The sequence below is a fragment of the Marinobacter sp. F4216 genome (genome assembly GCF_019931195.1).
Classification (GTDB): domain Bacteria; phylum Pseudomonadota; class Gammaproteobacteria; order Pseudomonadales; family Oleiphilaceae; genus Marinobacter; species Marinobacter suaedae.
The window spans coordinates 484,701-508,223 of sequence record NZ_JAIOUO010000003.1 but is presented as its reverse complement, the minus strand read 5'-3'; the positions used below and the strand labels follow the sequence as shown (position 1 = coordinate 508,223).

Below are 23,523 nucleotides of genomic sequence, written 5' to 3'. Positions count from 1 at the left end.
GTACTTCGGAACGGGAATGCTGCCGTGCCCCTCGCTTCGAGGCAAGCTCTTTTTATCCGTGCTTTTGCTGTCTCACGGTTGAAACCGCAAACCTGTACAATGCCGCCTTTTCCCGCAGGTGCCTGTTTGTTCAAGCACGGCCGCCCTTTACTCCTATAGGTTTTTTCTTGATCTCCACCGCCAACATCACCATGCAGTTCGGGGCCAGGCCCCTCTTTGAAAATGTGTCTGCCAAGTTTGGCAATGGCAACCGTTACGGCCTCATTGGGGCCAACGGCTGCGGAAAATCCACGCTGATGAAAATCCTCGGTGGCGATCTTGAACCCTCCGCTGGCCAGGTGATGCTGGAGCCGAACAGCCGGCTGGGCAAGCTGCGCCAGGACCAGTTCGCCTATGAAGAGTTCACGGTGATGGATACCGTGATTATGGGCCACGAAGAGCTCTGGCGGGTGAAAAATGAGCGGGACCGTATTTATTCCCTGGCTGAAATGAGCGAGGAAGACGGCATGGCCGTGGCCGACCTCGAAGTCCAGTTCGCCGAAATGGACGGTTACACCGCCGAATCCCGTGCGGGTGAGTTGTTGCTCGGCCTGGATATTCCGCTGGAGGAGCACAATGGGCCGATGAGTGCCCTGGCACCGGGCTGGAAACTGCGTGTGTTGCTGGCCCAGGCGCTGTTCTCTGACCCAGATGTATTGTTGCTGGACGAGCCCACGAACCACCTTGATATCAATACGATTCGCTGGCTGGAGAACATCCTGGTGTCGCGCAACAGCACCATGATTATCATCTCCCACGACCGTCACTTCCTGAATAGCGTGTGTACACACATGGCGGACCTGGATTATGGCGAGTTGCGCCTGTTTCCAGGTAACTACGATGAGTACATGACTGCAGCAACTCAGGCTCGTGAGCGTATGCTGGCGGACAACGCCAAGAAAAAGGCCCAGATTGCCGAGCTTCAGCAGTTTGTCAGCCGATTCTCGGCCAATGCCTCCAAGGCCAAGCAGGCCACGTCCCGGGCGCGCCAGATCGATAAAATCCAGCTGGAAGAGGTGAAACCCTCCAGCCGCGTCAGTCCGTTTATCCGTTTCGAACAGGGTAAGAAACTGCATCGCCAGGCGGTCACGCTCAAGGACCTGAGCAAGGGCTTCGACGGCGAATCGTTGTTCAACAAACTGAACCTTCAAATCGAGGCCGGCGAGCGGGTTGCTATCATCGGCCCGAACGGCATTGGCAAAACCACATTGTTGCAGTGCTTGGCGGGCGCCTATGAGCCAGACAGTGGGGAAGTGAAATGGACGGACAGCGCCGAGGTTGGATACTTCAACCAGGATCACACCGCGGATTTTGCTGCCGATGAAACGCTGACTGACTGGATGGCCCAGTGGACCAAGGGCGGTGAGCAGCTGGTTCGTGGCACCTTGGGTCGTATGCTGTTTTCCGGTGATGACATCGGCAAATCCGTGCAGGTTCTTTCCGGTGGTGAACAGGGGCGCATGCTGTTTGGCAAGCTGATCCTGCAGAAACCGAATGTGTTGCTGATGGACGAGCCGACCAACCACCTGGATATGGAATCCATTGAGGCGCTGAACCTCGCGCTGGAAAATTACCCGGGTACGCTGATTTTTGTGAGCCATGACCGGGAGTTTGTTTCGTCGTTGGCGACGCGAATTATTGAGTTGAGAGCCGACGGGGTAACGGACTTTAGTGGTTCCTATGATGATTATCTGCGGAGTCAGGGTTACTTTTGATAGATGAATTTGGGGGTGGCCGAGCGAATAGTGCTGTCCAAAACACGCTCAAGCACATCCCTGTGACGCTTGGGCTCCGCCATTCATGGCTCCGCACAGTTTTGGACAGCACTATTCGCTCGTCCAATCTGGGTCCGGCCAATACCAGCAAAAAGGGGATTTGAATTTGAACGAATCGGCCGTAGTTTCAGCAACCCGACAATGGGTCGAAGACGTGGTGGTCGGCTACAACCTGTGTCCGTTTGCCAAGCGCGAGCTGGTCCGGAACCGGGTTCGATTTGTGGTTTCCGATGCCAGTGATGAAGATGCGTTGCTGCAGGCGTTGCATGCTGAGCTTCGCCGCCTGGACGATGAGCCGGAGATTGAAACCACCCTGCTGATCCACCCGGATGTATTGCAGGCATTCGGACCCTACAATGAATTCCTGGATGCGGCTGACGGGCTACTCGCGTACCTTGAGATGGAAGGCGTATACCAGATCGCCAGTTTCCACCCGGACTACCAGTTCGAAGGAACGGAACCGGAAGCTGCGGAGAATTACACCAATCGGTCTCCGTACCCGATGCTTCACCTGTTGCGGGAAGCCAGTCTGGAGGCGGCCATTGATGGCTACCCGGATGTGGATGGGATCCCTGAGAGAAATATTGAGCTGATGGAAAATCTCGGCGCCGAGAAAATGCGGAATATCCTGCTCGGTTGTTTGAAGGTTTCGGAGTAACTCGATGGCTGGGTTGGGCGGGTGGGTAGTCCCTGCCAAAACCCGCTCAAGCACATCCCTGTGACGCTTGAGCTCCGCCATCCATGGCTCCGCACAGTTTTGGCACGGACTACCCACCCACACCCGCATCGGTCGAGCGGCCGCACCTTCACCCTGACAAGATAGAGGCACAACTTTGGGACTTCTTTTCGAGCAAATTGACAGCCAGCCCTCCGAAATCGGAGAGATCACCCTGCGTCGGCGCCGGATTCCGGCGATCGGTAACCGGGATATTTTCGAAGTGAAGCTCGGCGAAGAGTTCCTGATGTCCAGCATGTTCGTGGACGCCGAAGTGGCGCTGTCCGACATCGGCCTGAATGCAACCCCGGGCGATAACCTAAGTGTGGTCGTTGGTGGTCTGGGCCTTGGGTATACCGCCGTGGCTGCGCTCAAGCACGAACGGGTGGGGGAGCTGCTGATTGTCGAGTACCTGGAGCCGGTCATTCGCTGGCACCAAAAGGAACTGGTGCCATTGGGAAAGGATATAAACGCCGATGCCCGCAGCCGCTACGTGCATGGGAGCTTCTTTGATCTGGCGATAGCCGAACCTGCAGAAGGTGGTTTCGATCCCGAGTCGCCCGGAAAAACCTTCGATGCCATTCTATTGGACATCGATCACTCACCCCGGGCTCTGCTGCACGATTCCAATGCCAGCTTCTATACCGTAAACAACATTCGCCAGATGGCCCGGCAGATCAAACCCCAGGGTATTTTTGCCATGTGGTCCAACGAAGGGGAAGATGAGGAATTCATGGCAGTTCTGCGGGAGGTGTTTACCGATGTGGCCTGCCACGTGGTGACCTTTTTTAATCCGTTTCAGAACAGGGAATCGTTTAATACCGTATACGTGGCCCGAAAACCGGGCTAACAAAACCGGGAGGCCTATGCCTGTGATGACCCATCGCACCCGACCTTTCAGTACCAGCCAGCGATTGCCGGAGACCGATGAGGTGCCGGTGCAACATGAGCCGGAACAGGCCGGGGACATGCTGGTGGATTTCATTCGAAAGCACCCCAGGCTACTGGTGCTTACCGGGGCGGGTGTGAGTACCGATTCGGGCATCCCCGATTACCGCGATGGCGACGGTGCCTGGAAACGCAAGCAACCGGTGCAGCACCAGGCCTTTATGGAAAGCTTTGAAACCCGGCAGCGCTACTGGGGCCGGAGCCTGATCGGTTGGCCGGTTATGCGCAATGCCTCGCCTAACCCGTCGCATCACCACATCGCCCAACTGGAACTGCTCAATCACACCAGCCTGGTGGTCACACAAAATGTCGACCGGCTGCACCAGAAGGCGGGCACCCAGGGTGTCGTTGACCTGCACGGCCGGGCGGATGAGGTGATCTGCATGGGGTGCGGGTTCCGGTGTTCCCGGGATGAGGTGCACAACCAATGCGACACACTCAACCCGCGCTTCCGGCAGTACCAGGCCGCGACCGCGCCAGACGGGGATGCCGACCTGGATGTGGACTTCTCCGATTTCAAACCCGCAGACTGCCCCCAGTGCGCGGGCATCCTGAAACCGGACGTGGTGTTCTTCGGGGATTTCGTGCCGAAGCAGCGAGTTGATGCCGCACTCGATAGTCTGCGCGAGAGTGACGGTTTGCTGGTCGTGGGTTCCTCGTTGATGGTGTACTCCGGATTTCGGTTTTGTCGGTACGCAAAGGAGTGGGGAAAACCCATCGCAACGCTGAATCTTGGCCGGACGCGGGCAGATGATCTGGCGGATCTCAAGCTTAATGCACGCATTGCCGAGACCCTGGAAGCGTCACTGCCTGCGCTTTCGTGACAGCAGCCTCCTTCGTGTTCTTGTAACCATATTTTGGCCGTCCCTCCATTTTCGAACTGAATAAAGAAAAGCGGACATTCGCATTGCACCCTGGGCCCCCGTTTTTCTTCACTGAGACGGACAGAAATTCCTTCCTTCACGATTTCAAAAACTCGAACGGCAGACCTGATTCTGAGTAGCGAATTCGGCACACAAACCCGTCTGTAGCTTTACCGGGCGTATAATGTAATTCGCTCATAATCGGCCAATTTCGTGCGGTTTTATTTGCAGGGCGTGCACGTTTTTCCCGAGGGGTCTCTGTAACTCTATGTTTTAATGTGCAAAAATCTCTAGGGCTTGGTTTTAACTTGCACGAGCTTGCACGTTTAGCGCGATGCACATTTTTTGCAGGACGGGACGGCGGAAAATCCGTCCTGGTGTTTCTCTATCTCTATGAATTAGATTAGGAATTGGCGCTGTGATCTAGGTTTGGACGGGGCGATGGCGTTGCGGTTTAATGCGAATTCAAACTAATAAGCTGTTAGGTTCACAGGGAGTAGTGAGTAATGAAGCATAAAGTTGAACAGCTAAAGTGGCTGTATGGCGCATTCACAGGGGCATGCGTGACCTACTTTTTGGCTTTGCTGAGCTCGAACCAGCCTGTATCTGATTCGCTTCTACTTTTCCTCGCAACTTGTCTGTTTGCTGGCCTTCTCCCAGTTTTTGCTGGTTTCACATTTGCGCACGCCTACCTTATTGAGGACCAAACTCCGGCAAAGAAAATCGAAGCTGCCCTCGGGGCTGAAAGGGTAAGGAACTTGACCAAGTATGCTCTTTGGGCTTTCTTTGCGGCATTCGCTTTGCTTGTATTCCATTTCTCATTAATAGCGGGTGCCATAATGCTGGGCGGATCGTGGTATATCCGGGATGAGCTCAAAGCATTTATTGGGAGTCTCCGGGATGGGACCTAACAAGGCCATTAAGGTTGTTTCGGGCCGATGGCCCTCCACCGGACGCCCTTTTCAGGGCGCCGCTTATGGCTGGCGTTAGAACGTGAGGTAGCAGTATCAAAACCTGTCCCTATTGCTCTGAAACCCTGCCGTATTTCAATCTGATTCGTCAGAGGCTTACTCCATCCGAGCAGAAGGCCATCGAATGCCCTCACTGTAAATCAACTATCTCGGTACAGGGTGGGGCCAGTATGTGGGCTTCTTTTGGAATTGGCTCTACAGGTGGATATTTTTTGGGGAAGATCTTTGGCGGGTTTAGCCCTGAGGTCGTGGTGGCTTCTGTAATTTTCGGGCTTCTGATCTTTGTTATTTCTTCCTACTTCACAGCGCCCATTCGTCATGGGTAGTACTGTTCTAACAAGTGCATTAAATCTGTTCCGGCCCGATGGGCCTCCACCGGACGCCCTAGTCGGGCGCCGTTTATGCAAGCGTTAGGTGCATTTCACCTCTAGGCCACAGAAGAGGTTCTGATGACTGATCATTTCGGTTCTTGTCTGTGCGGCACGGTGAGCTTTCAGGTCAAAGGTGAATTCGATAGCTTCTACCTGTGCCATTGTCGGCATTGCCAAAAAGATACGGGCTCGGCCCATGCGGCAAATTTATTCTCGCATTCTGCTAAATTGGTCTGGCAATCGGGTGCAGATACCGTGACCTCCTTTACGCTTCCAGGTACTCGTCATAGCCGGAGCTTTTGTAAGTTGTGTGGTTCAGCATTGCCGAATTCGCCAGTCGCGGGTTTAGTCGTTGTTCCCGCAGGGTGTTTGGATTCTCAATTAACGATGTTGCCAACGGCGCATATATTCTCATCCAGCAAAGCCGTTTGGGATGAGTGGTTGGCGGAGGTACCGAAGTTTGAGGGGCTGCCAACGTGAACCACCACATAACCAGTGCATTAAATTCGTTCCGGACCGATGGGCCTCCACCGGACGCCCTAGTCGGGCGCCGCTTATGCAGGCGTTAGGGATTAAATACAGGGAAGTCATCAACATGAGAATCCATCACTTCATAGTGCTCACTCTTCTAGTCTCGGGTTGTGCAATGGGGCCAAGATCGTACGACGGCGTTCTTGGTTATCGCACTGAACCGCTACCTGAGGGAGTCCAGGTTACGTATGTCGATGAGGCAGACAACAGCAATGAGAGAATACTTTCCTACATTGCAGAAGTTTGCGATGAAACTCTTGGCCCGACATCTACTACGCCTCTTATTGAGCTCAGGTCTGTCTCAGAATTCGAGCAGCAGGTCGCAATGAGCGTACAAATTCCTGTCGGAGTTCAGGGAACCGGCACCTCTAAAAGTAATGCGGGAAGTGCTCAAGTCTCTGCTGTTAAGAATTCCTACGCTCATAGTGAGAGCGTGTTTCGAAACATGAAACTCAAAAAAGTTGTGGCACTCTGTGCAACCGATTCCTAACAAGTCACGGCACTTGGACAGCCTGAAAGCGGCCGCCGGTGCGTTCAGCGTTAAGTGGTTATGACTTATACCGAGTACGAGTCCAGATATAGGCTGTCGGCAATAGAGTTGATGTGCCAGTTGCAGGAGCATGAGCGAGCAATTAGCAATGATCGTCCGCCTGCGTCAGAGGTTTCAGCGGCTCAGCTCGACTATCTGGTTTTGGCTTGTGCTCGGGCGGTTGGGAAGATATTCATAGCCTTAGATGCGGAGAGGGTGGTTGGTCTTATCGTGGTGTTTCTCGACCACGAGCACGAGGGCACGCAGCACGTTTACGAGCAGTATCGGCAATTTGGTTTGGTCACTGATTTCGTGGTCGCAGAGACTCACCGAGGTTCGGGCGTTGCGAGCGAACTCTTGAGTCTGGCAGAGGGTTTTTGTAAGTCGCTCAGCTTGTCGATCATCAAGTTGTCGGTATTGCGGGCGAACGAGGTTGCACGGCGGTTTTACGAAAAACGTGGTTATGAGGCTCACGAGGTTGTATACCGAAAGACCATTTAACAAGTGACTGTGCCGCTCAGATCCGAATGCCCGCTTTGCGACCCGAGCAGCCAATTTATTGAGTCAGTTCTCGGCGACGTGATGGTGACATGACCATTCGAACCGAAACATTTACCGCGTCAGCCCAATCAAAAAAGCCCGCTCGAAAGCGGGCTTTTTCATGGCCGGGAGGCTTACAGCAGGTTGTAGATAAACACCGCTGCAACCGCGACCGGGGTGAAGTACCGAACAGTGGTGTACCACAGACGGAACATCGGTTCGGACAGTGACAGCTCGTTCTTCACAGCCTGGCTGGACATGACCCAGCCGACGAAGACAGCGACCATCAGGCCACCCAGCGGCAGCAGGATGTTGGCGGTGAAGAAGTCGAGCAGGTCGAAGATGGTCTTGCCTTCGAACATGGCGAACGCGCCCAGCGGTGTGAAGTCGGACCACAGGTTCAGCGACAGGATCGACGCAATACCCAGCGCCCAGCACACCAGGCCAGCACCCAGGGTGCTCACGGTGCGGTTCATGCCTTTTTGCTCTTCCAGCCACTCAACAATCGGCTCCAGCAGGGAGATGCCAGACGTCCATGCGGCGAAGATCAGCAGCACGAAGAACAGGGTGCCGAACAGGCTGCCCATCGGCATCTGGCCAAACGCCAGCGGCAGGGTCTGGAAGATCAGGCCAGGACCAGCGCCCGGCTCCAGGCCGTTGGCGAACACGATCGGGAAGATCGCCAGGCCAGCCAGAAGCGCCACACCGGTGTCGATGATGGACACGGTGATGGAGGTCTTGGCGATGGACACTTTCTTCGGCAGGTAAGAGCCGTAGGCCATCATCACCGCCATACCCAGGCTGAGGGTGAAGAAGGCGTGGCCAAGGGCAACCAGAACACCGGAGGTGGTCAGCTTGGAGAAGTCCGGCTGGAAGAGGAACGCCGCTGCACGGCCAAACTCACCGGTGGTCATGGCATAGCCAACCACCATCAGCAGCAGCACGAACAGGCCGGGCATCAGGATGCTGACAGCACGCTCAAGACCAGAACGAACGCCGCGGGCTACCACCACCATGACCAGCGCCATGAATACGGTATGCCACATCAGCAGGGTGAGCGGGTCGCTCAGCAGGCCGGAGAAGATGGCGCCGATGGCGTCCGCGGACTGGCCCACCAGCTGGCCGCTGGCCGCCGTGCCAACGTAGGAGGCAGCCCAGCCGCCAATCACGGAGTAGAAGGACAGGATCAGGAAGCCGGCGAGTACACCCACGGCACCGATCATGCGCCACATGGGGTTGAGTTTGTCGCGCTCGGCGATCAAGCGAATGCTGTTCACCGGGCTGCGACCGCCACGGCGACCAATCAGCACTTCACCCATCATGATGGGGATACCGACTACCGCAATACAGAGCAGATAAACCAGGACAAACGCACCGCCACCGTGTTCACCGGTGATGTAGGGGAACTTCCAGATGTTACCAAGGCCTACCGCGGAACCGGTGGCCGCCAGGATAAAGGCCAGGCGTGAGGACCAGAGGCCACGCGCGGCATTGGCGCCTTCCTGCGCTCCGGTATAGGTAGTGCTGCCGGATTGTGAAACGGACATAAATGTCTCCTGCTAGTACTTGTTTTTGTAGGGGGAAACAGAGGCTGTGACGGACACAGCCTCAAAGATTTAGTTACCGGTGATTAGCCTGCGCGAGCGAGGCGCTCGGGCAGGGTGCTGACACGGGCAACGTGCTTCTTGAATCGCTCTTCAGCGAGTTCATTGGCGATCGCGCCCGTCGGGCGGCCGCTGTCGTCGGAGCGACGGAAGATCTCCGCCAGGGTGTCACCGATGGTTTCCACGTGGGCGCGGGACTTCTCGGCGGAGCCGGAAGTGCGCTCGTAGAACACATCGATAATGCCGCCGGCATTGATTGCGTAATCCGGGGCATACAGAATGCCACGGTCTTTCAGGGCCTGGTCGTGATCCGGACGCTCCAGCAGGTTGTTGGCTGCACCGGCGATCACAGAGGCCTTGATCTCGGGGATGCTGTTGTCGTTCAGGACGGCACCCATGGCACAGGGCGCGATCACGTCCACCGGCAGGGTCAGGATGTCCTCAGCCGCAGCCGGCTTGGCACCCAGTTCGTCTACCGCACGCTTCATGTTGTCCTCATGGATGTCGTACACCCACAGCTGGGCACCGGCCTCGGCCAGATGCTTGGCCAGGCGGAAGCCCACGTTGCCGATACCCTGAATGGCGACTTTCAGACCGTTCAGGTCGTCACGGCCAAGCTTGTGCTTCACCGCCGCCTTCAGGCCGATGAAGGTACCGTAGGCGGTCGCCGGTGACGGATCACCGTTGCACGGGCGACCATCGATGCCCGTGCGCTCAACGATGCCGGCCACGTGCCGGGTGTGACGGCCCATGACTTTCAGGTCCGCGACGCTGGTGCCGGAATCTTCGGCGGCAATGTACTGGCCGCCAAGGCCGTCCAGGTGCTTGCCCATGGCTTCCAGCAGCGCTTCGGTCTTGTGCTTGCGTGGGTCGCCGATGATCACGGACTTGCCGCCGCCCAGGTCCAGGTTGGCCAGGGCGGACTTGTAGGTCATGCCCTTGGACAGACGCAGTACGTCGCGCAGGGCTTCCTCGTCCGAGGCGTAGGGGAACATCCGGCAGCCGCCGAGGGCAGGGCCGCGAGAGGTGTTGTGAACGGCAACGATGGCTTTCAGTCCGGTTTCCGGATCACAGAAAAAGGACAGATGCTCATGGTTGTCGAATTCGGGATGGCTGAATACGTTCATGTCGTTTCACCTTTCTCGTAATGCCACCGCTACCCTTGTGGGGCCTGCGGTGGCTGGTTCTTGTTGTTAGACCGCAGCGTTTGCGATTTGTTGATGTTCCCGTGCGTTCGGGTTCAGCTCCGCTCGCAGCTGGGACCGCTCCTTGCGGGTGGCCTCATAGGCTTTTTCCTTCACCGGGCCATAGCCGCGGATCTTCGCGGGCAGGTTGGCCAGGGCACGGGCGGCGTCGGCGTGGTCCTTGCTCAGGTGCTTCAGTACCCAGCTGACATCGGCTTCGTATTCGCGAATGAGTTTGCGTTCCAGGCGGCGATCGGCGGTGTAGCCAAACGGATCCAGCGGCGTGCCGCGCAGACCTTTTGCTCTGGCGAGCAGGGCAAACACTTTTTCCATCCAGGGGCCGAACTTGATCTTCTTGGGGCGCTCGCCGTTTTTGGCGCGGCTGAAGATGGGCGGAGCCAGGTTGAACTCCAGTTCCACGTCACCCTCGAACTCTTCCGCCAGTTGTTTGCGCAGGCTGCCGTTGCTGAACAGGCGCGCGACTTCGTACTCGTCCTTGTAGGCGAGCACCTTGGCGTAGTTTTCCGCGATGGTGCGCAGCAGTACCGGGTCACTCCCCAGCTGCTTGGCAATGCGGGTTTCCGCCTGGCGCACCAGCTTCTCGTAGCGCTTGGCCAGCGCAGCGTTCTGGTACTCGGTCAGGAAGTCCATCTTGCGACGGATCAGCTGGTCGGTGGTTTCCATGATCTGCACCACGTCGCCCTTGGGCTTCGGGAAGGCCAGCTCTTTGACCCGGTCCAGATCGTGAGCCGCCCGGCGGCCCCACAGGAACGCCTGCTTGTTCTTTTCAACGGCGGCGTTGTTCAACTCAACGGCCCGCTCAATAGAAGCGGCGCTCAATGGCAGCAGGCCTTTCTGGTAAGCGAAGCCAACGGTGAACAGGTTCACCGCCATGTTGTCACCCATCAGGGCCTTGGCGAGCTTGCCGGCGTCCAGGAAGTGGCCGCCGTCTTCGCGGCAGGCTTCGCGGATGCTCTGCTCCATGGACTCGCCCGGGAACTGGATGTCCGGGTTACGGGTGAAGGCCGCCGGCATGGCTTCTTCCACGTTGACCACGCAGCGGGAGAAACGGTTGTCCAGCTTGGCCAGGGCATCGTCAGTAGCCGCAACCATCAGGTCGAACGCCAGCATCAGGTCGGCTTCGCCGGCCGGGATGCGCACGGCGTGGATGTCTTCCTGCTTGTCGCTGATTCGGATGTGGCTGACCACAGCGCCGAACTTCTGCGCCAGGCCAGTCTGGTCCAGCACCGATACGCCTTTGCCTTCCAGGTGCGCGGCCATACCCAGCAGGGCACTGACGGTCACCACACCGGTACCGCCCACGCCGGTCAGCAGGATGCCGTAAGGGTTGTTGCCATCCACGGCCACCGGCTCAGGGAGTTCCGGGAAATCCACATCAGCGCTGACACCGGCCGGCTTCTTCAGCTTGCCGCCCTTGACGGTGACGAAGCTGGGGCAGAAGCCCCGCACACACGAGAAGTCCTTGTTACAGGCGGACTGGTCGATGGTGCGCTTGCGGCCTTCCCCGGTTTCCTTCGGCAGGATGGACAGGCAGTTGGACTGGATGCCGCAATCACCACAGCCTTCGCACACATCGGAGTGGATCATCACGCGCTGATCCGGATCCTCCATGGTGCCGCGCTTGCGGCGACGACGCTTCTCAGCGGCACAGGTCTGGTCGTAGATGATGACGGAGCAGCCCTCGATCTCACGCATTTCGCGCTGGAGTGCATCCAGGTCATCCCGGTGGTGGAAGGTGGTGCGATCGGCAAAATCCGCCCGGGACGGGTACTTGTCCGGCTCGTCGCTCACCACCGCAATGCGGCGAACACCTTCACCGTAGAGCTGGTGGCTGATCTGCTGAACCGTCAGGGTGCCGTCCACCGGCTGACCGCCGGTCATGGCCACCGCATCGTTGTACAGAATCTTGTAGGTGATGTTGGAACCGGAGGCGATCGCGGCACGGATGGCCAGCAGGCCAGAGTGGAAATAGGTGCCGTCACCCAGGTTCTGGAACACGTGCTTTTCTTTGGTGAACGGCGCCTGGCCAAGCCAGGTGACGCCTTCACCGCCCATCTGGGTAAAGGTGTCGGTGCCCCGTTCCATCCAGGTGGCCATGTAATGGCAACCAATACCGCCGAGGGCACGGCTGCCTTCAGGCACTTGGGTAGAGGTGTTGTGGGGGCAGCCGGAGCAGAAGTGCGGTGTCCGGTCCAGACGATCTTTCGGCTGGGCCAGGCTGTTTTCCTTTTCGGTCAGGAAGTTCAGGCGACGATGCAGCTGGTCGTTACATACGCGGTCACCCAGGCGGGAGGCGATGGCACGGGCCACCATGGCCGGCGTCAGTTCGGAAATCACCGGCAGCAGCTCTTCGCCTTTCTCGTTGCACTTGCCGATTACCAGCGGGCGCTGAGCGTCCTGCCAGCTGTAGAGCTGGGTCTTGAGCTGGTCCTCGATCAGGCCGCGTTTCTCCTCAACCACCAGAATTTCTTCCAGGCCGGACGCGAATTCGTAAATACCCTCTGGCTCCAGCGGCCAGGGCATGGCCACCTTGTAGACGGACAGGCCAATGGCCTCACGTTCCTGCTCACCCAGACCCAGGTCGGCCAGCGCCTGGATAACGTCCAGATAGGCCTTGCCGGTGGTCACAATGCCGAGCTTGGGCTGGCTGGCGGACAGAACGGTTTTGTCCAGGCGGTTGGCGCGGCAGAAGGCCTTGGCCGCTTCCAGCTTGAAGCGGTGCAGGCGTTCTTCCTGCTGCATGGGCTTGTCCGGCCAGCGGGAGTTCAGGCCGCCTTCGGGCATCTGGAAATCCCGGGGGATTTTGATATCGATGCGACTCAGGTCCAGATTGGCGGAAATGGAGGAATCCATGTTTTCAGCCAGTGCCTTGAAGCCGACCCAGCAGCCGCTGAAGCGGGACATGGCCCAGCCATACAGGCCCATGTCCAGAATGTCCTGGATGCCGGCCGGGTTCAGTACCGGCATGCCCGCATCCATGAAGGCGTAGTCGCTCTGGTGAGGCAGGGTGGAGGATTTGCAAGCATGGTCGTCGCCCGCTACCGCCAGAACACCGCCAAAGCGGGAAGTGCCTGCAGCATTGGCGTGCTTGAAAACGTCTCCGGTGCGGTCAACGCCCGGGCCCTTGCCGTACCACAGACCAAAGACGCCATCGTACTCGGCGCCTTCGAAAATATTCACCTGCTGGGAACCCCACACGGCGGTCGCGCCGAGGTCTTCGTTGATGCCCGGCAGGAAGTGGATGTTCTTCTGTTTGAGGTAGTCGCGCGCGGTCCAGAGGACCTTGTCGAAGCCGCCCAGTGGCGAGCCGCGATAACCGGAGATGAAGCCGGCGGTGTTCTGGCCGTTGGCCTTGTCGAGCTGGGCCTGAAGCAGGGGCAGGCGTGCCAGCGCCTGACTGCCGTTCATGTAGACGGCGCCGGATTCTTTTTCCCAGACATCGCTCAGACTGGCGTTACGCAGTTGTTTCTCTTGCATGGTGTTCACCGTTTCCAGACAAAATGAGGGCACGGGCGCAGAGTCAGAGTGCGCCGGATGCGAATTCGGTTCGAGTTCAGGCTTTGGTCAGGTAGCCGTTAAATCGAAATACAGGCCCGGGGGCGATCGATACTCGAAGAGCTGGTGGCCGGGACGGCCATTGGAAACGGTTGGAACCGGGAGCGTGCTGCAGACGCAGGGCTGCCCGTAGGACGTACGAGGACTGTTGTTTTTGACATGACTGAAATCCTTTCCACCTGGCCGGATCACGACTTGAGTGGCTATCTTGTTGTTGTCTTCCGGCTTTTGGCCGGTTCACTGATTTCATTGGTCCACCCGGTGTTCCGGGTTTGCCCTTTTGGGGCCGGACGATCGACAAGCTATTCACTTTTTTTGGCGAGGTCAACGAACAAAAGTTAATCAATTGGTCGATGTTCCGGGGCGGGCTTTGTAACTCACTGTTAAACGGAAAAATAATTTTTGCGAACGATTTTGTAACTGGTTTTTTCCGTTTGGTTCCATCGAGTCGGGATAAAGTTCGGCATTTACCTATTCGCTCCCTACGTGATCTCACATAACGTCCCGTGATGACTGCATCCTTGTTTTCCTATCAACTCCAGCCGCATCGGATCGGTCAGGAGTTTGTCCGCCTCTTTCCCATCTCTCTGTTCGTGGTGGCGTTCGGTGCTGCCTTTGGTCTTGCGGCCACCCAGAAAGGAATTCTTCCGCTGGAAGCACTGTTGATGAGTTCGGCGGTGTTTGCGGGGGCTTCCCAGTTTGCGGCCATTGATATGTGGAATGGCGAGGTTTCAGTGCTGCCGTTGATAGCGGTGGTGTTTGCCATCAACTCCCGTCACCTGCTGATGGGGGCCTCCCTGTACCCCATGCTCAAAGACCTGAGCCCCGGCAAGCGCTATGGCGTGCTGCTGTTGTTAACCGATGCCAACTGGGCCGTGTCGGCCCAGGATTACCAGAATGGCCGTCGTAACCTGGAGGTCATACTTGGGGGCGGCCTTGTGCTCTGGCTGGCCTGGATTGTCGGTACCTGGTTGGGCGTTTACTTCGGTGGCTTGCTGGCAGATCCTCAAACTCTGGGGCTGGACATGGTGCTGGGCTGTTTCCTGTTGGCCATGGCTCTGGGCGGCAAGCAGAAATCGGTTCGGACCCTGACAGCCTGGGCCGTGGCGGCTGCGGCTTCCTTGGCTGCATGGAAGTGGCTGCCTCCGCACACGCATGTGGTGGCGGGTGCATTGGCTGGAGGACTGGTGGGTTACTTCTGGCTGGAAAAGCCTGCGGCCGTAAAAGCGGATGCGGGAGGTGACTCCGAGTGACCATCGAAACCACCGCCGCCGGCACATTGGCGCTCATTGCCATCATGACCGCCGTCACTATCGCCACCCGTTTCGGGGGCGTGTTTATCATGTCCTACCTGCGTATCAGCCCAAGGGTGGAAAGCTTCATTAACACCATGGCCAGCTCGGTGCTGATTGCGATTGTGGTTCCCATGGCGTTTGCGGGGGATGCCGGCGCGCTGGCGGCGCTCTCCGTTACGGCCATCATGATGCTGGCTTTGAAAAAGCCCCTGCCGGCGATCGCCGCGGGTATCGCGGCGGCCGGTCTGGTGCGTTATCTGATGTGATCTGGTCTCTGCGTCTGTTTCACTGCATGAAGGCTAGGATTAAGGGGTGTACCAGATCGGACTGGTAATGGCCCGCTCCTGAGACACGTAAGTTGCATCCTCGGGCATCTCATCCTTTAGGCCATAGAATTTCCGGTCATAGGCCAGGAAGGTCGGTGTCGGGATCTCGATCACGCGCACATAATAAAAGGCCCGCCGATCCGGATCGAAGTCCGGATCTTCCCAGTAGGCTCCGAGAGTGGCTGAACCAATCGAGTTATCGTAGCTCGCATCATCAACATCAACCGTGTTACCAACGGGTTCTTCTGCCCGGCCCTGGTTGTTGACCGTGCGATCGCCGGAAACGGCGATATCGTAGATCCGCTCTTGGGTTTTGCCTTCAGCGTCCAGCCAGCCCTTGATGACCTGTATTCGGTCCAGATTGGCACCATCCGGATCGCGCAGTGCTCGTACCAGGAACCCGGGCGATTTACCCGCGGGTGCCTCTGACAGATCACCACCCATTGGAACCCCGAGTTCGTAGGCGTGTTCGGCTAAATTCGACTTATAAAGATCGTCCTCGGTGAAATCGAAGCCTCCAAAGACCCTTACCCGGATCCGGGTGCCGGAGGTCGCATAGACCTCGCGGCGCTTGAACGCATCCCATATCGCTTCCCGGGTGTTCTCTCGGGCCCACACTGCCGCCAAACCAGAGGCGTTGAGGTTGAGTGCGCTGATGGAAAGGCTGTCGTCGACCGGCGACTTGATCAGCACATCTTTCCAGCGCTCCGGGCTGGGTTCCACGATGTTGGCTTTGCCGAACCAGTTGTTCTCTTCCGTGGAGGCCAGGCCACCATGAGCATCGGTACTGCCAATCATCCCAAATTTGAAAGGGTTCTCACCCAGCTCTTCCTCATAGGCCAGTCCTCTCTTCAGGGCTTCTCGGGCGTACTCGTACTGCAGCATGTCGTCGGTTTTGGCTTCAGTGCCGTTTAGATTGGTACCGTCGATCAAGGCAAAATCTGCGAACTCATCGTTTGGCGAGAGAAACGGATGGGCTTCACCGTAACCTTTGGGCTGGATAACCTCGACTATAGGCTCCCATTCACTCCGGCGATCGGCATAGTCGGCATCCAGCGGCTCCTGCGTGGTTTACGTCGTTGCCGCGAACATCATTCCGTTCGACAGATTGCCGTTGTGGGGAATGGCGAGGGCTCTGTCGCCTGTCTTCTTTTCATACTCTGACATCCAGGCCCAGAGGTCCTCCGGGTCCCGGCTGTCATACTGAGAGAACGGCACGATCTGGGAAGCCGCCTCCTTGCCGCCCCGGAAAAGGACATTGCGATGGAGGTTGTTGCCGTCGACGTTCGTGGTCCACTCAAAGCCAATGATCGCGGTGAAACTGCCCGGCTGGTTGTACTTTTCCGCCATCGCAATGATTTCGTTCCAGGCGGTGCGGGACATGGACGGATCCTTGATGGGGTCTTCTGCTCGGCCCTGATAACTCAGCCAGTCCAGGAAGGCCTCGTAGCCGTTTCCGGCTTTCACCATGTCGTGGTATCGCTTGGCTTGCGGGTTGTCTAAAACCACCGGCGCGCTTTTATCGATCAGCGGTGCCAGGCCGAGATTTTCCGCATGATCCGCCACCACCAGAAAATCCAGCGGCCGTTTGAGCTTGGCCCGCAGGCCGGTGCTGCTTTCGACTTCGTAACCCAGAGCAAAGCGATAAGCGCCTTCCGGTGTGACCGTGTTGCCTGCCATCCCGGCATCCACTGAGTAGGATGTGTGAAGGTGGGTGTCGCCAAAATAGACCGTGTTAGGGAAGGTCTGTTCCGGATAAGGTGAGTACACTTGGTCGGGGTTTTTCTCCGAGAAGTGTTCCTGAGCGCCGGCCGCAGAAGCGAGCGCCAAAGTAAGCGGTGCAACAAACCAGATGGTTAGTGGATTCATGTTTGCCCCTCAGCTCCATGTCATTTCAACAACGGGCGACAGAGGCAGAGTCAGACAACTAACTTGATTCTGCTCAGGTTCAGTTTTGTAGAGTTTAGGCGAGGAGGAGGAAACGCAATGAAATTTTTCGCTGTATGGCCCGGAGAGTGGGCTGTCAGATGACAGCCTCGGACTCCAGCCAGTGGAACATGGATGCCCGGATCTGCGGGAAGTGCTTTCCTCCAATCGTCCAGTGGCAGCAGCTTTTGATTTCGATTGTCGTGGCTTGATCCCCAAAACGCTTCGCGATGCTGCGCTGAACGCGAATTGGGGTGATTCGATCCTCTGTGCCACCAAAGATCAGTACTGGGCAATGAATACGCTCCACCTGAACGTGAGCGGCCGAGCGGCTGCGAAGGATGGGCCCCATGCTGATCTGGAACGTGGCCATGCCCGATTCGTAGGTGGTGCTGTCGTAGATCTCTTGCTGCAGCTCAGGGCTCTGGGTGTTGGCAACGCCGTAACGGACGTTCTCCAGCCCAATCTCTGTCACGCGTTCCCACATTGGGAAGCGCAGCAAGTTGACCCCAAGCGTACGGAATACCGATAGGCCCCACCCATTGATGCCAGCCGGTGCTGCCGATGACAGTAAAATCAGCCGTTCACAGGGCACCTGTGCGGCGGCCAGCTGCGCCAGCAAGGCCCCCATGGAATGCCCCACCAGAATCGGGGGGGCTGGCAGCTTTTGCACTGCCTTAACGATGCACTCCACATAATCTTCAACCCGGGTTCGTGCCAGTTTCGCCCGGGTGACTTCAGTGTGTTCGGCCTTGGGGCAATGGTAAGGCAGGCGCAGGGCTGTTACCGGATAGCCCTCCTGTGCGAAGGCGTCACGCAGCTCATGGAGCGTCTCATCGGTGCTCCACATGCCATGCACGAGCAGCACCGGGGGCTTGTCATCGTCGGGCCTCGCGAGACCATCGAGTTTTTGTGGATTCCTTGTCATGCCGTTGCCGCCCACTGGTCACTGTCGGTCTTTGCGGCCGCCTCGGACTCCGTCTGGAATACCAGCACGCCATCGTCCACCGGGTCCTCAACCAGCATTTTCTTGTCCTTGCCGTAGTGCATGGTCACCTGCCAGGGGGGCGCCTTGCCCTGGCGTGGCATTCTGTCGGTGGCACGACGGATGTAACCGGGGGCGAAGTTATCCAGCACACCAGTGTCCGTCCAGCTGTTGTGCTCGTCCACCGCGGTCGCCACGGTAAAGCCATGTTCATCCATGTGCTCGAACAGCCGGCACAAATACTGACCGCCGATGTCGCACTTCAGTGTCCAAGGGGCGTTGGTGTACCCGAAAATCCAGCCATAGTTGGGCACGTCCTGGATCATGATGCTCTTGTAGCTCAGTTTCTGGGGCAGGGGCACGGGCACGCCATCCATTTCCAGCTTCAGCCCGCCCATCAACTGAACATCCAGGCCAGTGGCGGCGACGATGATGTCGGCGTCCAGGTGATCACCGGACTTCAACACAATGCCGGTTTCGTCAAAACGCTCGATTTGGTCTGTCACCATCTCAGCTTTACCGGACTTCAGGCTTTCAAAAAAGTCGCCGTCCGGCGCTGCGCACAGTCGTTGATCCCAGGGCATGTAATCCGGGGTGAAGTGGCGGATATCGACGTTTGGTGCCTGCTTGTGCATGTGGTTGATCAGCAGCTTGCGGGCACGCTCTGGCCAGCGCTGGCAGGCCAGGTACAGGGCGCGCTGGATCAGGATGTTGCGCTTGCGGGCCAGCAGGAAGACCCAGCGTTTGGGCAGTATCTTACCCAGAAACATGGAGATTTTATCCGTGTCGGGCATGGCCATGATGTAGCTGGGGGAACGCTGCAACATGGTCACCTTGGCGGCTTTGTCTGCCATGGCTGGCACCACAGTGATGGCCGTGGCGCCACTGCCGATCACCACCACTTTTTTGCCCGTGTAATCGAGATTTTCAGGCCACTGCTGGGGGTGGAGTATTTCGCCCTTGAAGGATTCCTCACCGTCGAAGTGCGGCCGGTAACCGTGATCGAAGTTGTAGTAGCCGGCACAGTTGACGATGAAGTTGCAGGTAAAGGTTCGGGTTTTGCCGCTGGGTTCGTGCAGGGCAGACACTGTCCATTGCTGGTCTGTGCTGGACCAGTCTGCGGTGTCCAGCTTGAGGCCGAACTTCACTTTGTCGTAAAGGCCGAACTCCTGTGCGGTTTCCACCACATAGCTACGAATGTCCGGGCCCTTGGCCAGCACCGTGTCGGAGTACCACGGCTTGAAGTTGTAGCCGAAGCTGGCCATGTCGGAGTCAGAGCGGATGCCTGGGTAGCGGAACAGATCCCAGGTGCCCCCCATCCGGTCCCGGCGCTCGAGAATGGCCAGGCTTTTGTCCGGGTGCTGCTGGGCGATACGGCAGGCCGTGCCAACCCCGGAAAGGCCGGCACCGATGATGATGATGTCGTAGTGCTCCGCACTCATGGTCGTCTCCTTTTTGTTAATTTTCCGACGGATGAGTGCTTACTATGGCAAAGGGGCCCTTGACAAGATTGACGAATCGGGACATTTTTTTGACATATTGGGACAGGAGGCATCGTGACCCATCTGATTCGGGCAACCAATCTCAGAGGATTTGACCAGCTGGTCCGGCTGCGGGGCGGGGACCCATTGCCGTTGCTTGGCAAGTACCGCATTCCTCCGTCGGAGCATCGTGATGACCGCTCGTTCATCGTCTACCGGCATCTGTCGGCACTGCTCGAGGACACTGCCCGTGAACTCAACTACCCGGAGTTTGGTCTGAAACTGGCGGAATACCAGGGTATGGATATTCTCGGGCCGGTCAGCGTCATTGCCCGCAGCGCCGATACCGTGGGCGATGCCATCAACAGCATCGCACGCTACCTGCATTTGCACAGCCCGGCGTTGGGACTGAGCAAAACGGTGGAGGGAAGCGGTGAAGATCAACGTGTTCGATTTGCCTTCCTCATCGATGACGCCGATGCCGGCGGCTATCGCCCCCAGGCCTACGAACTCAGCCTCTCCAACTCCATGCACGCGATGAAGCTGCTGTGCGGGGAGTGTTTTGACCCCCTCAGCGTACACTTCAAACATCCGAGGGCCGGTGCCGAAGCGGCCTACCGGGAAGTTTTTCATTGTACGCCCCATTTTAACGACAGCTGGTGTGGGTTTTGTCTGAGCCCTGATGTGTTCGATATCCCTCTGGCCAGCGCCGATCACCAGACCTGGCAGCTGGCTGAGCAGTACCTTGCCTCCCAGCAGGCCCCCAATGCCATGACCCTGGCCGAGGATGTGACGCGCCTGGTCAACACCCTGTTACCCACGGGTAAATGCAGCAGCGAAACCATTGCTTCACATCTGAACATGCACAAACGAACCCTTCAGCGACGACTGGGCCAGGAGGGGGTGACCTATGAGCAGCTGCTGAATGAGGAACGACAGAAACTGGCCCGCCAGTACCTGGCGGAGCCCAACCTGAAACTCAGTCAGATCGCCGGCCTATTGGGCTACTCTGAACAATCCGCCTTTAATCGGGCCTGTAAGGATTGGTTTGAGGTGACGCCCAGGACTTTCAGGCAGCAAATAACCGAGGACAGCCTTCAGTCGTTGGGCCAGTAAAACGGGTCGTTTATCGATCCGACAGGCAAGACATGAGCTCCGTTTCAAGGCTATCGCTCAGCCCCGCCCCGATAATCTCTATGCGGCTTTCCGGGCAATCTTCCAGAGGCGTTTCTGTTAAGGCGTCAGACGTTGCGTTGTAGCCAAAAACGCCACTGTCGGTGATAAACACCGCTTTCACACGGTCGGCGTCGATCCCCTTCAGGAAGGCGAGTAATTTGTCGTGATTGAACGATTTTTCCGGCGAGAATCGCCAGCCGATGCTCTCGTATCCTTCGCCACGATTGTGCGCCTTCAGATAACCACAATCCGGGATTGGGGCCTCCGAGAGCCGTTCGGCAGGCTTATGGGCGTGGTGGTGGGTTTCGCCTGTCCGCAGCGAGCGTGTCGCGCCGTGCAGTAAGTCGATATCGATAATGCCGTGCTCGGTAAGCACTGTCGGTGTCTCTGCACTGACATGAATACGGGTGTATTCGGTCAGCCGCTCCTCATCACCCGGTTGGTACAGATCGCGTTTATTGCCGATCACGATATCGGCAATGGAAATCTGCTGGTTAAAGGTCTCGTGTTGCGTATAGCGCGGATCCGCAAGCTTCCGGGCATCGACCAGGGTCAGGGTTTTCTGCAGGGTAAGGACATCCCGGTAATGGTCCGCCGACAGAACCTGTAGCACTTCGATGGGATGACCCAGACCGGTTGGTTCAACCAGCAACCTGTCCGGCTGCGCCCGGGCCAGCAGCTGGTTCAGGGCAATTTGCATGGGCAGGCCGGAAGCACAGCACATGCAGCCACCCGGCACCTCGCGGATGAAGACATCCTGGTCCCGTTCATGCTGGCCCTCAAACAGACTGCCATCGACACCAATCTCCCCGAATTCATTGACCAGCACGGCCCATCGCTCGTCTTCAGGCTTGTGCTTCAGCAAGTTCAGTATTGCGGAAGTTTTTCCGACGCCGAGAAAGCCGGTAATGATATTGGTTGGAACAGCCCTGATGGGCCCCGGTGCGGTGTTCATGAGAAATATACGTCTCCCCTGGGAACCCGGAGTGGATTTTCTGCCTAAACTTGGTGTGACTGGTTTTGGCCCGAGGCTCTCTCTTTCAGGCGGGCCTGTCCAGTCTCAGTCACATTTTGTTAGCCACGATTAGGTCCTTTCATCCAGGGAGCGCCGTGATGCCGAGGGCGAGTCGCCTCTCACCTTACTTTGTCACTCTGGCACTGATCTGCCTGCCGCTCATGGTGGGCCGTGTCGAAGCGTGCATGGTCTGCATTCCATATCCTGAGGAAACCGCGACCGACCGGCTGCTGCACGCCGAGGTGGTCGTTTTTGCCCGTGAAAACCCGGACAAGCCGTTTTCGTACTCGGTGGTTGAAGTACTCAAAGATGACGTTGAAGCACCACCGATTGATCTGTTCCTCCCAAGTACGACACGCAAACGCCTGGCGCTCAGGCCCGGGGACTCCGTGGCATTGGTCTTCGACGCCTCGAAAAACGAGTGGCGATCGGCTGGTTACGCAACCCCTGCCTACCAGGACATTGTGAGGAAAATCGTGAAGCGGGCGCCAGCCTGGAACCGGACGGCACGAGTGGAGAGTCGGGCCAGGTTCTTTGTGCCGTATCTTGCCAGCGAAGATGAAAGTATTCACAAACTTGCCTATCTGGAAGTCGGGCAGTCTTCCTACGATACGATCCGTGAGGCTGACAGTGTCGTGCCCGCCACTCAGGTTCATCGTTTCCTGGGCAACCTGAAGTATATCGAGTGGCATGCGCTCTACATTCTGCTGCTGGGTGTGGATGCGCGGCCGGAGGAAGAGCAAATCATACGCCAGGCCATGGAGAGCCGGGCGCAGCTCGGCATCACACTCAATCTTTCGGCGTGGGCGACGGCGCTGATCGAAATTGATGGTGAAGAGGCCGTCGAATGGCTGGAACAGCATTATCTTGGCGCTGCCGACCGCGAGTCCGATGCCGTGGTGGAAGTCGTCAAAGCGCTGTCGGTACAAGGTGCCCGTAACCGTTCCAGTCTGCGGCAACGAATTGCAGACAGCTATGCGCTGCTGATTCAAACCCATCCGTTGCTGGCAGGTTGGGCGGCACGGGATCTGGCCTCCTGGAACGACTGGCGCTTCGCCGATGCACTGGCCGAAGTGCGGGATGGCGACCAGGACCTGGACGGTGCGACCGCATTCTCCATCAACTACTACATCAGGCGGGCGGAATCCCGCGCTTCAAACTGAACTCCCTTGATTTCGTCACCCGCCAGGACTTAACTGAAATGAGTGGTCTCCGCTTGATCTCTGCCAAAGCGGAGCCTTGGACAGGAATGGTGCAGTACCTGTTACTTGAATCCAGGGAAGGAGGAAAGTTATGGAGTTGCCATCATTTGATGAGCTCAAGGACCTGGCTCAGCGTGATCCGGAAGGCTTCGAAAAATTACGATCCGAACTGATTGAGGACTGCATCCGCGGCAGTTCCGAGGCCAACCAGACCCGGCTGCGTGGACTTCAGTTCGTGATTGAAGCCAAGCGGCGGGTCGCTGGTAGTCCCATGAAGGCGTTATTGGAAATTCAGGCAATGATGTACGACTCGGTTCTGGAATTGCAGCAGGTCCTGCTGCATCAGGGCCGCTCTTGTGAACCGCCTGCATCGATAGACACCCGTGTCCTGGATTTCCCGCCGCCCTTGTCATCCGCGGATTAACGGTTTTGGGATGGCGCGTCCCTTCCACTACTATCAAGATAAGTCAG

The 23,523-nt window shown here is 57.6% G+C and carries 19 protein-coding genes and 1 pseudogene; 13 read left to right on the top strand and 7 right to left on the bottom strand.

What is annotated here, in order from left to right:
• Positions 1 to 167: 167 nt before the first annotated feature.
• The 8 genes from K8I84_RS07750 to K8I84_RS07715 all read left to right on the top strand — a co-directional run bounded on the left by K8I84_RS07750 (position 168) and on the right by K8I84_RS07715 (position 7,243).
• Positions 168 to 1,754, top strand: coding sequence for an ABC-F family ATPase (locus K8I84_RS07750; RefSeq protein ID WP_223794169.1), 1,587 nt, complete (start codon positions 168 to 170; stop codon positions 1,752 to 1,754).
• Between the two features lie 166 nt (positions 1,755 to 1,920).
• Positions 1,921 to 2,472: a DUF1415 domain-containing protein gene (locus tag K8I84_RS07745; RefSeq protein WP_223794168.1), complete on the top strand. Its 552-nt coding sequence runs from the start codon at positions 1,921 to 1,923 to the stop codon at positions 2,470 to 2,472.
• A gap of 175 nt (positions 2,473 to 2,647) precedes the next feature.
• Positions 2,648 to 3,379, top strand: a complete 732-nt coding sequence (locus K8I84_RS07740) for a spermidine synthase (RefSeq protein ID WP_223794167.1) — start codon at positions 2,648 to 2,650, stop codon at positions 3,377 to 3,379.
• Positions 3,380 to 3,395: 16 nt separating this feature from the next.
• Entirely contained in the window at positions 3,396 to 4,301 is a 906-nt protein-coding gene (locus K8I84_RS07735) for an NAD-dependent protein deacetylase (protein ID WP_223794166.1), read from the top strand.
• A gap of 545 nt (positions 4,302 to 4,846) precedes the next feature.
• Positions 4,847 to 5,251 carry a hypothetical protein gene (locus K8I84_RS07730; RefSeq protein WP_223794165.1) on the top strand — a complete coding sequence of 135 codons (405 nt, stop codon included), beginning with the start codon at positions 4,847 to 4,849 and terminating at the stop codon, positions 5,249 to 5,251.
• Positions 5,252 to 5,760: 509 nt separating this feature from the next.
• A complete protein-coding gene (locus K8I84_RS07725; protein ID WP_223794164.1) occupies positions 5,761 to 6,162 on the top strand; it encodes a GFA family protein in 402 nt (133 codons plus the stop codon).
• 115 nt (positions 6,163 to 6,277) lie between these two features.
• Positions 6,278 to 6,703, top strand: coding sequence for a hypothetical protein (locus tag K8I84_RS07720; protein ID WP_223794163.1), 426 nt, complete (start codon positions 6,278 to 6,280; stop codon positions 6,701 to 6,703).
• 60 nt (positions 6,704 to 6,763) lie between these two features.
• Complete coding sequence (locus K8I84_RS07715) at positions 6,764 to 7,243, top strand: GNAT family N-acetyltransferase (RefSeq protein ID WP_223794162.1); 480 nt, start codon at positions 6,764 to 6,766, stop codon at positions 7,241 to 7,243.
• A gap of 173 nt (positions 7,244 to 7,416) precedes the next feature.
• On the opposite strand, the gene K8I84_RS07710 is transcribed toward K8I84_RS07715, so the two are convergent.
• The 3 genes from K8I84_RS07710 to K8I84_RS07700 form a co-directional block, all read right to left on the bottom strand.
• On the bottom strand, positions 7,417 to 8,829 hold the full coding sequence (locus tag K8I84_RS07710) for a sodium-dependent transporter (RefSeq protein ID WP_223794161.1): 1,413 nt from the start codon (positions 8,827 to 8,829) through the stop codon (positions 7,417 to 7,419).
• 83 nt (positions 8,830 to 8,912) lie between these two features.
• Positions 8,913 to 10,013: a Glu/Leu/Phe/Val family dehydrogenase gene (locus K8I84_RS07705; protein ID WP_223794160.1), complete on the bottom strand. Its 1,101-nt coding sequence runs from the start codon at positions 10,011 to 10,013 to the stop codon at positions 8,913 to 8,915.
• 66 nt (positions 10,014 to 10,079) lie between these two features.
• Positions 10,080 to 13,568: an indolepyruvate ferredoxin oxidoreductase family protein gene (locus tag K8I84_RS07700; RefSeq protein ID WP_223794159.1), complete on the bottom strand. Its 3,489-nt coding sequence runs from the start codon at positions 13,566 to 13,568 to the stop codon at positions 10,080 to 10,082.
• Between the two features lie 587 nt (positions 13,569 to 14,155).
• On the opposite strand from K8I84_RS07700, the gene K8I84_RS07695 reads away from it, so the two are divergent.
• Together K8I84_RS07695 and K8I84_RS07690 are read left to right on the top strand one after the other, a co-directional pair.
• Positions 14,156 to 14,899 (top strand): AzlC family ABC transporter permease, encoded by a 744-nt coding sequence (locus K8I84_RS07695; protein ID WP_223794158.1) that lies wholly within the window; start codon positions 14,156 to 14,158, stop codon positions 14,897 to 14,899.
• On the top strand, positions 14,896 to 15,207 hold the full coding sequence (locus tag K8I84_RS07690; protein ID WP_223794157.1) for an AzlD family protein: 312 nt from the start codon (positions 14,896 to 14,898) through the stop codon (positions 15,205 to 15,207). The genes K8I84_RS07695 and K8I84_RS07690 overlap by 4 nt, the downstream gene beginning before the upstream one ends.
• A gap of 39 nt (positions 15,208 to 15,246) precedes the next feature.
• Here the strand turns inward: K8I84_RS07690 and K8I84_RS07685 are convergent.
• The 3 genes and pseudogenes from K8I84_RS07685 to K8I84_RS07675 all read right to left on the bottom strand — a co-directional run bounded on the left by K8I84_RS07685 (position 15,247) and on the right by K8I84_RS07675 (position 19,620).
• Positions 15,247 to 17,136, bottom strand: a pseudogene (locus K8I84_RS07685) (DUF3604 domain-containing protein).
• A gap of 154 nt (positions 17,137 to 17,290) precedes the next feature.
• Complete coding sequence (locus K8I84_RS07680) at positions 17,291 to 18,121, bottom strand: alpha/beta hydrolase (RefSeq protein WP_223794156.1); 831 nt, start codon at positions 18,119 to 18,121, stop codon at positions 17,291 to 17,293.
• The gene (locus K8I84_RS07675; protein ID WP_223794155.1) at positions 18,118 to 19,620 is read right to left on the bottom strand and encodes a flavin-containing monooxygenase; all 1,503 of its coding nucleotides are present in this window, start codon (positions 19,618 to 19,620) and stop codon (positions 18,118 to 18,120) included. The genes K8I84_RS07680 and K8I84_RS07675 overlap by 4 nt, the downstream gene beginning before the upstream one ends.
• Positions 19,621 to 19,734: 114 nt before the next feature.
• On the opposite strand from K8I84_RS07675, the gene K8I84_RS07670 reads away from it, so the two are divergent.
• Entirely contained in the window at positions 19,735 to 20,775 is a 1,041-nt protein-coding gene (locus tag K8I84_RS07670) for an AraC family transcriptional regulator (protein ID WP_223794154.1), read from the top strand.
• A 10-nt stretch (positions 20,776 to 20,785) separates the two neighbouring features.
• Here the strand turns inward: K8I84_RS07670 and K8I84_RS07665 are convergent, their stop codons facing one another.
• Positions 20,786 to 21,790 (bottom strand): CobW family GTP-binding protein, encoded by a 1,005-nt coding sequence (locus K8I84_RS07665; RefSeq protein ID WP_223794153.1) that lies wholly within the window; start codon positions 21,788 to 21,790, stop codon positions 20,786 to 20,788.
• 158 nt (positions 21,791 to 21,948) lie between these two features.
• Here K8I84_RS07665 and K8I84_RS07660 point away from each other — a divergent pair, with 158 nt between their 5' ends.
• Together K8I84_RS07660 and K8I84_RS07655 are read left to right on the top strand one after the other, a co-directional pair.
• Entirely contained in the window at positions 21,949 to 23,013 is a 1,065-nt protein-coding gene (locus K8I84_RS07660) for a hypothetical protein (protein ID WP_223794152.1), read from the top strand.
• Between the two features lie 130 nt (positions 23,014 to 23,143).
• Positions 23,144 to 23,476, top strand: coding sequence for a DUF3135 domain-containing protein (locus tag K8I84_RS07655; protein ID WP_223794151.1), 333 nt, complete (start codon positions 23,144 to 23,146; stop codon positions 23,474 to 23,476).
• The last annotated feature ends 47 nt before the right edge of the window (positions 23,477 to 23,523 follow it).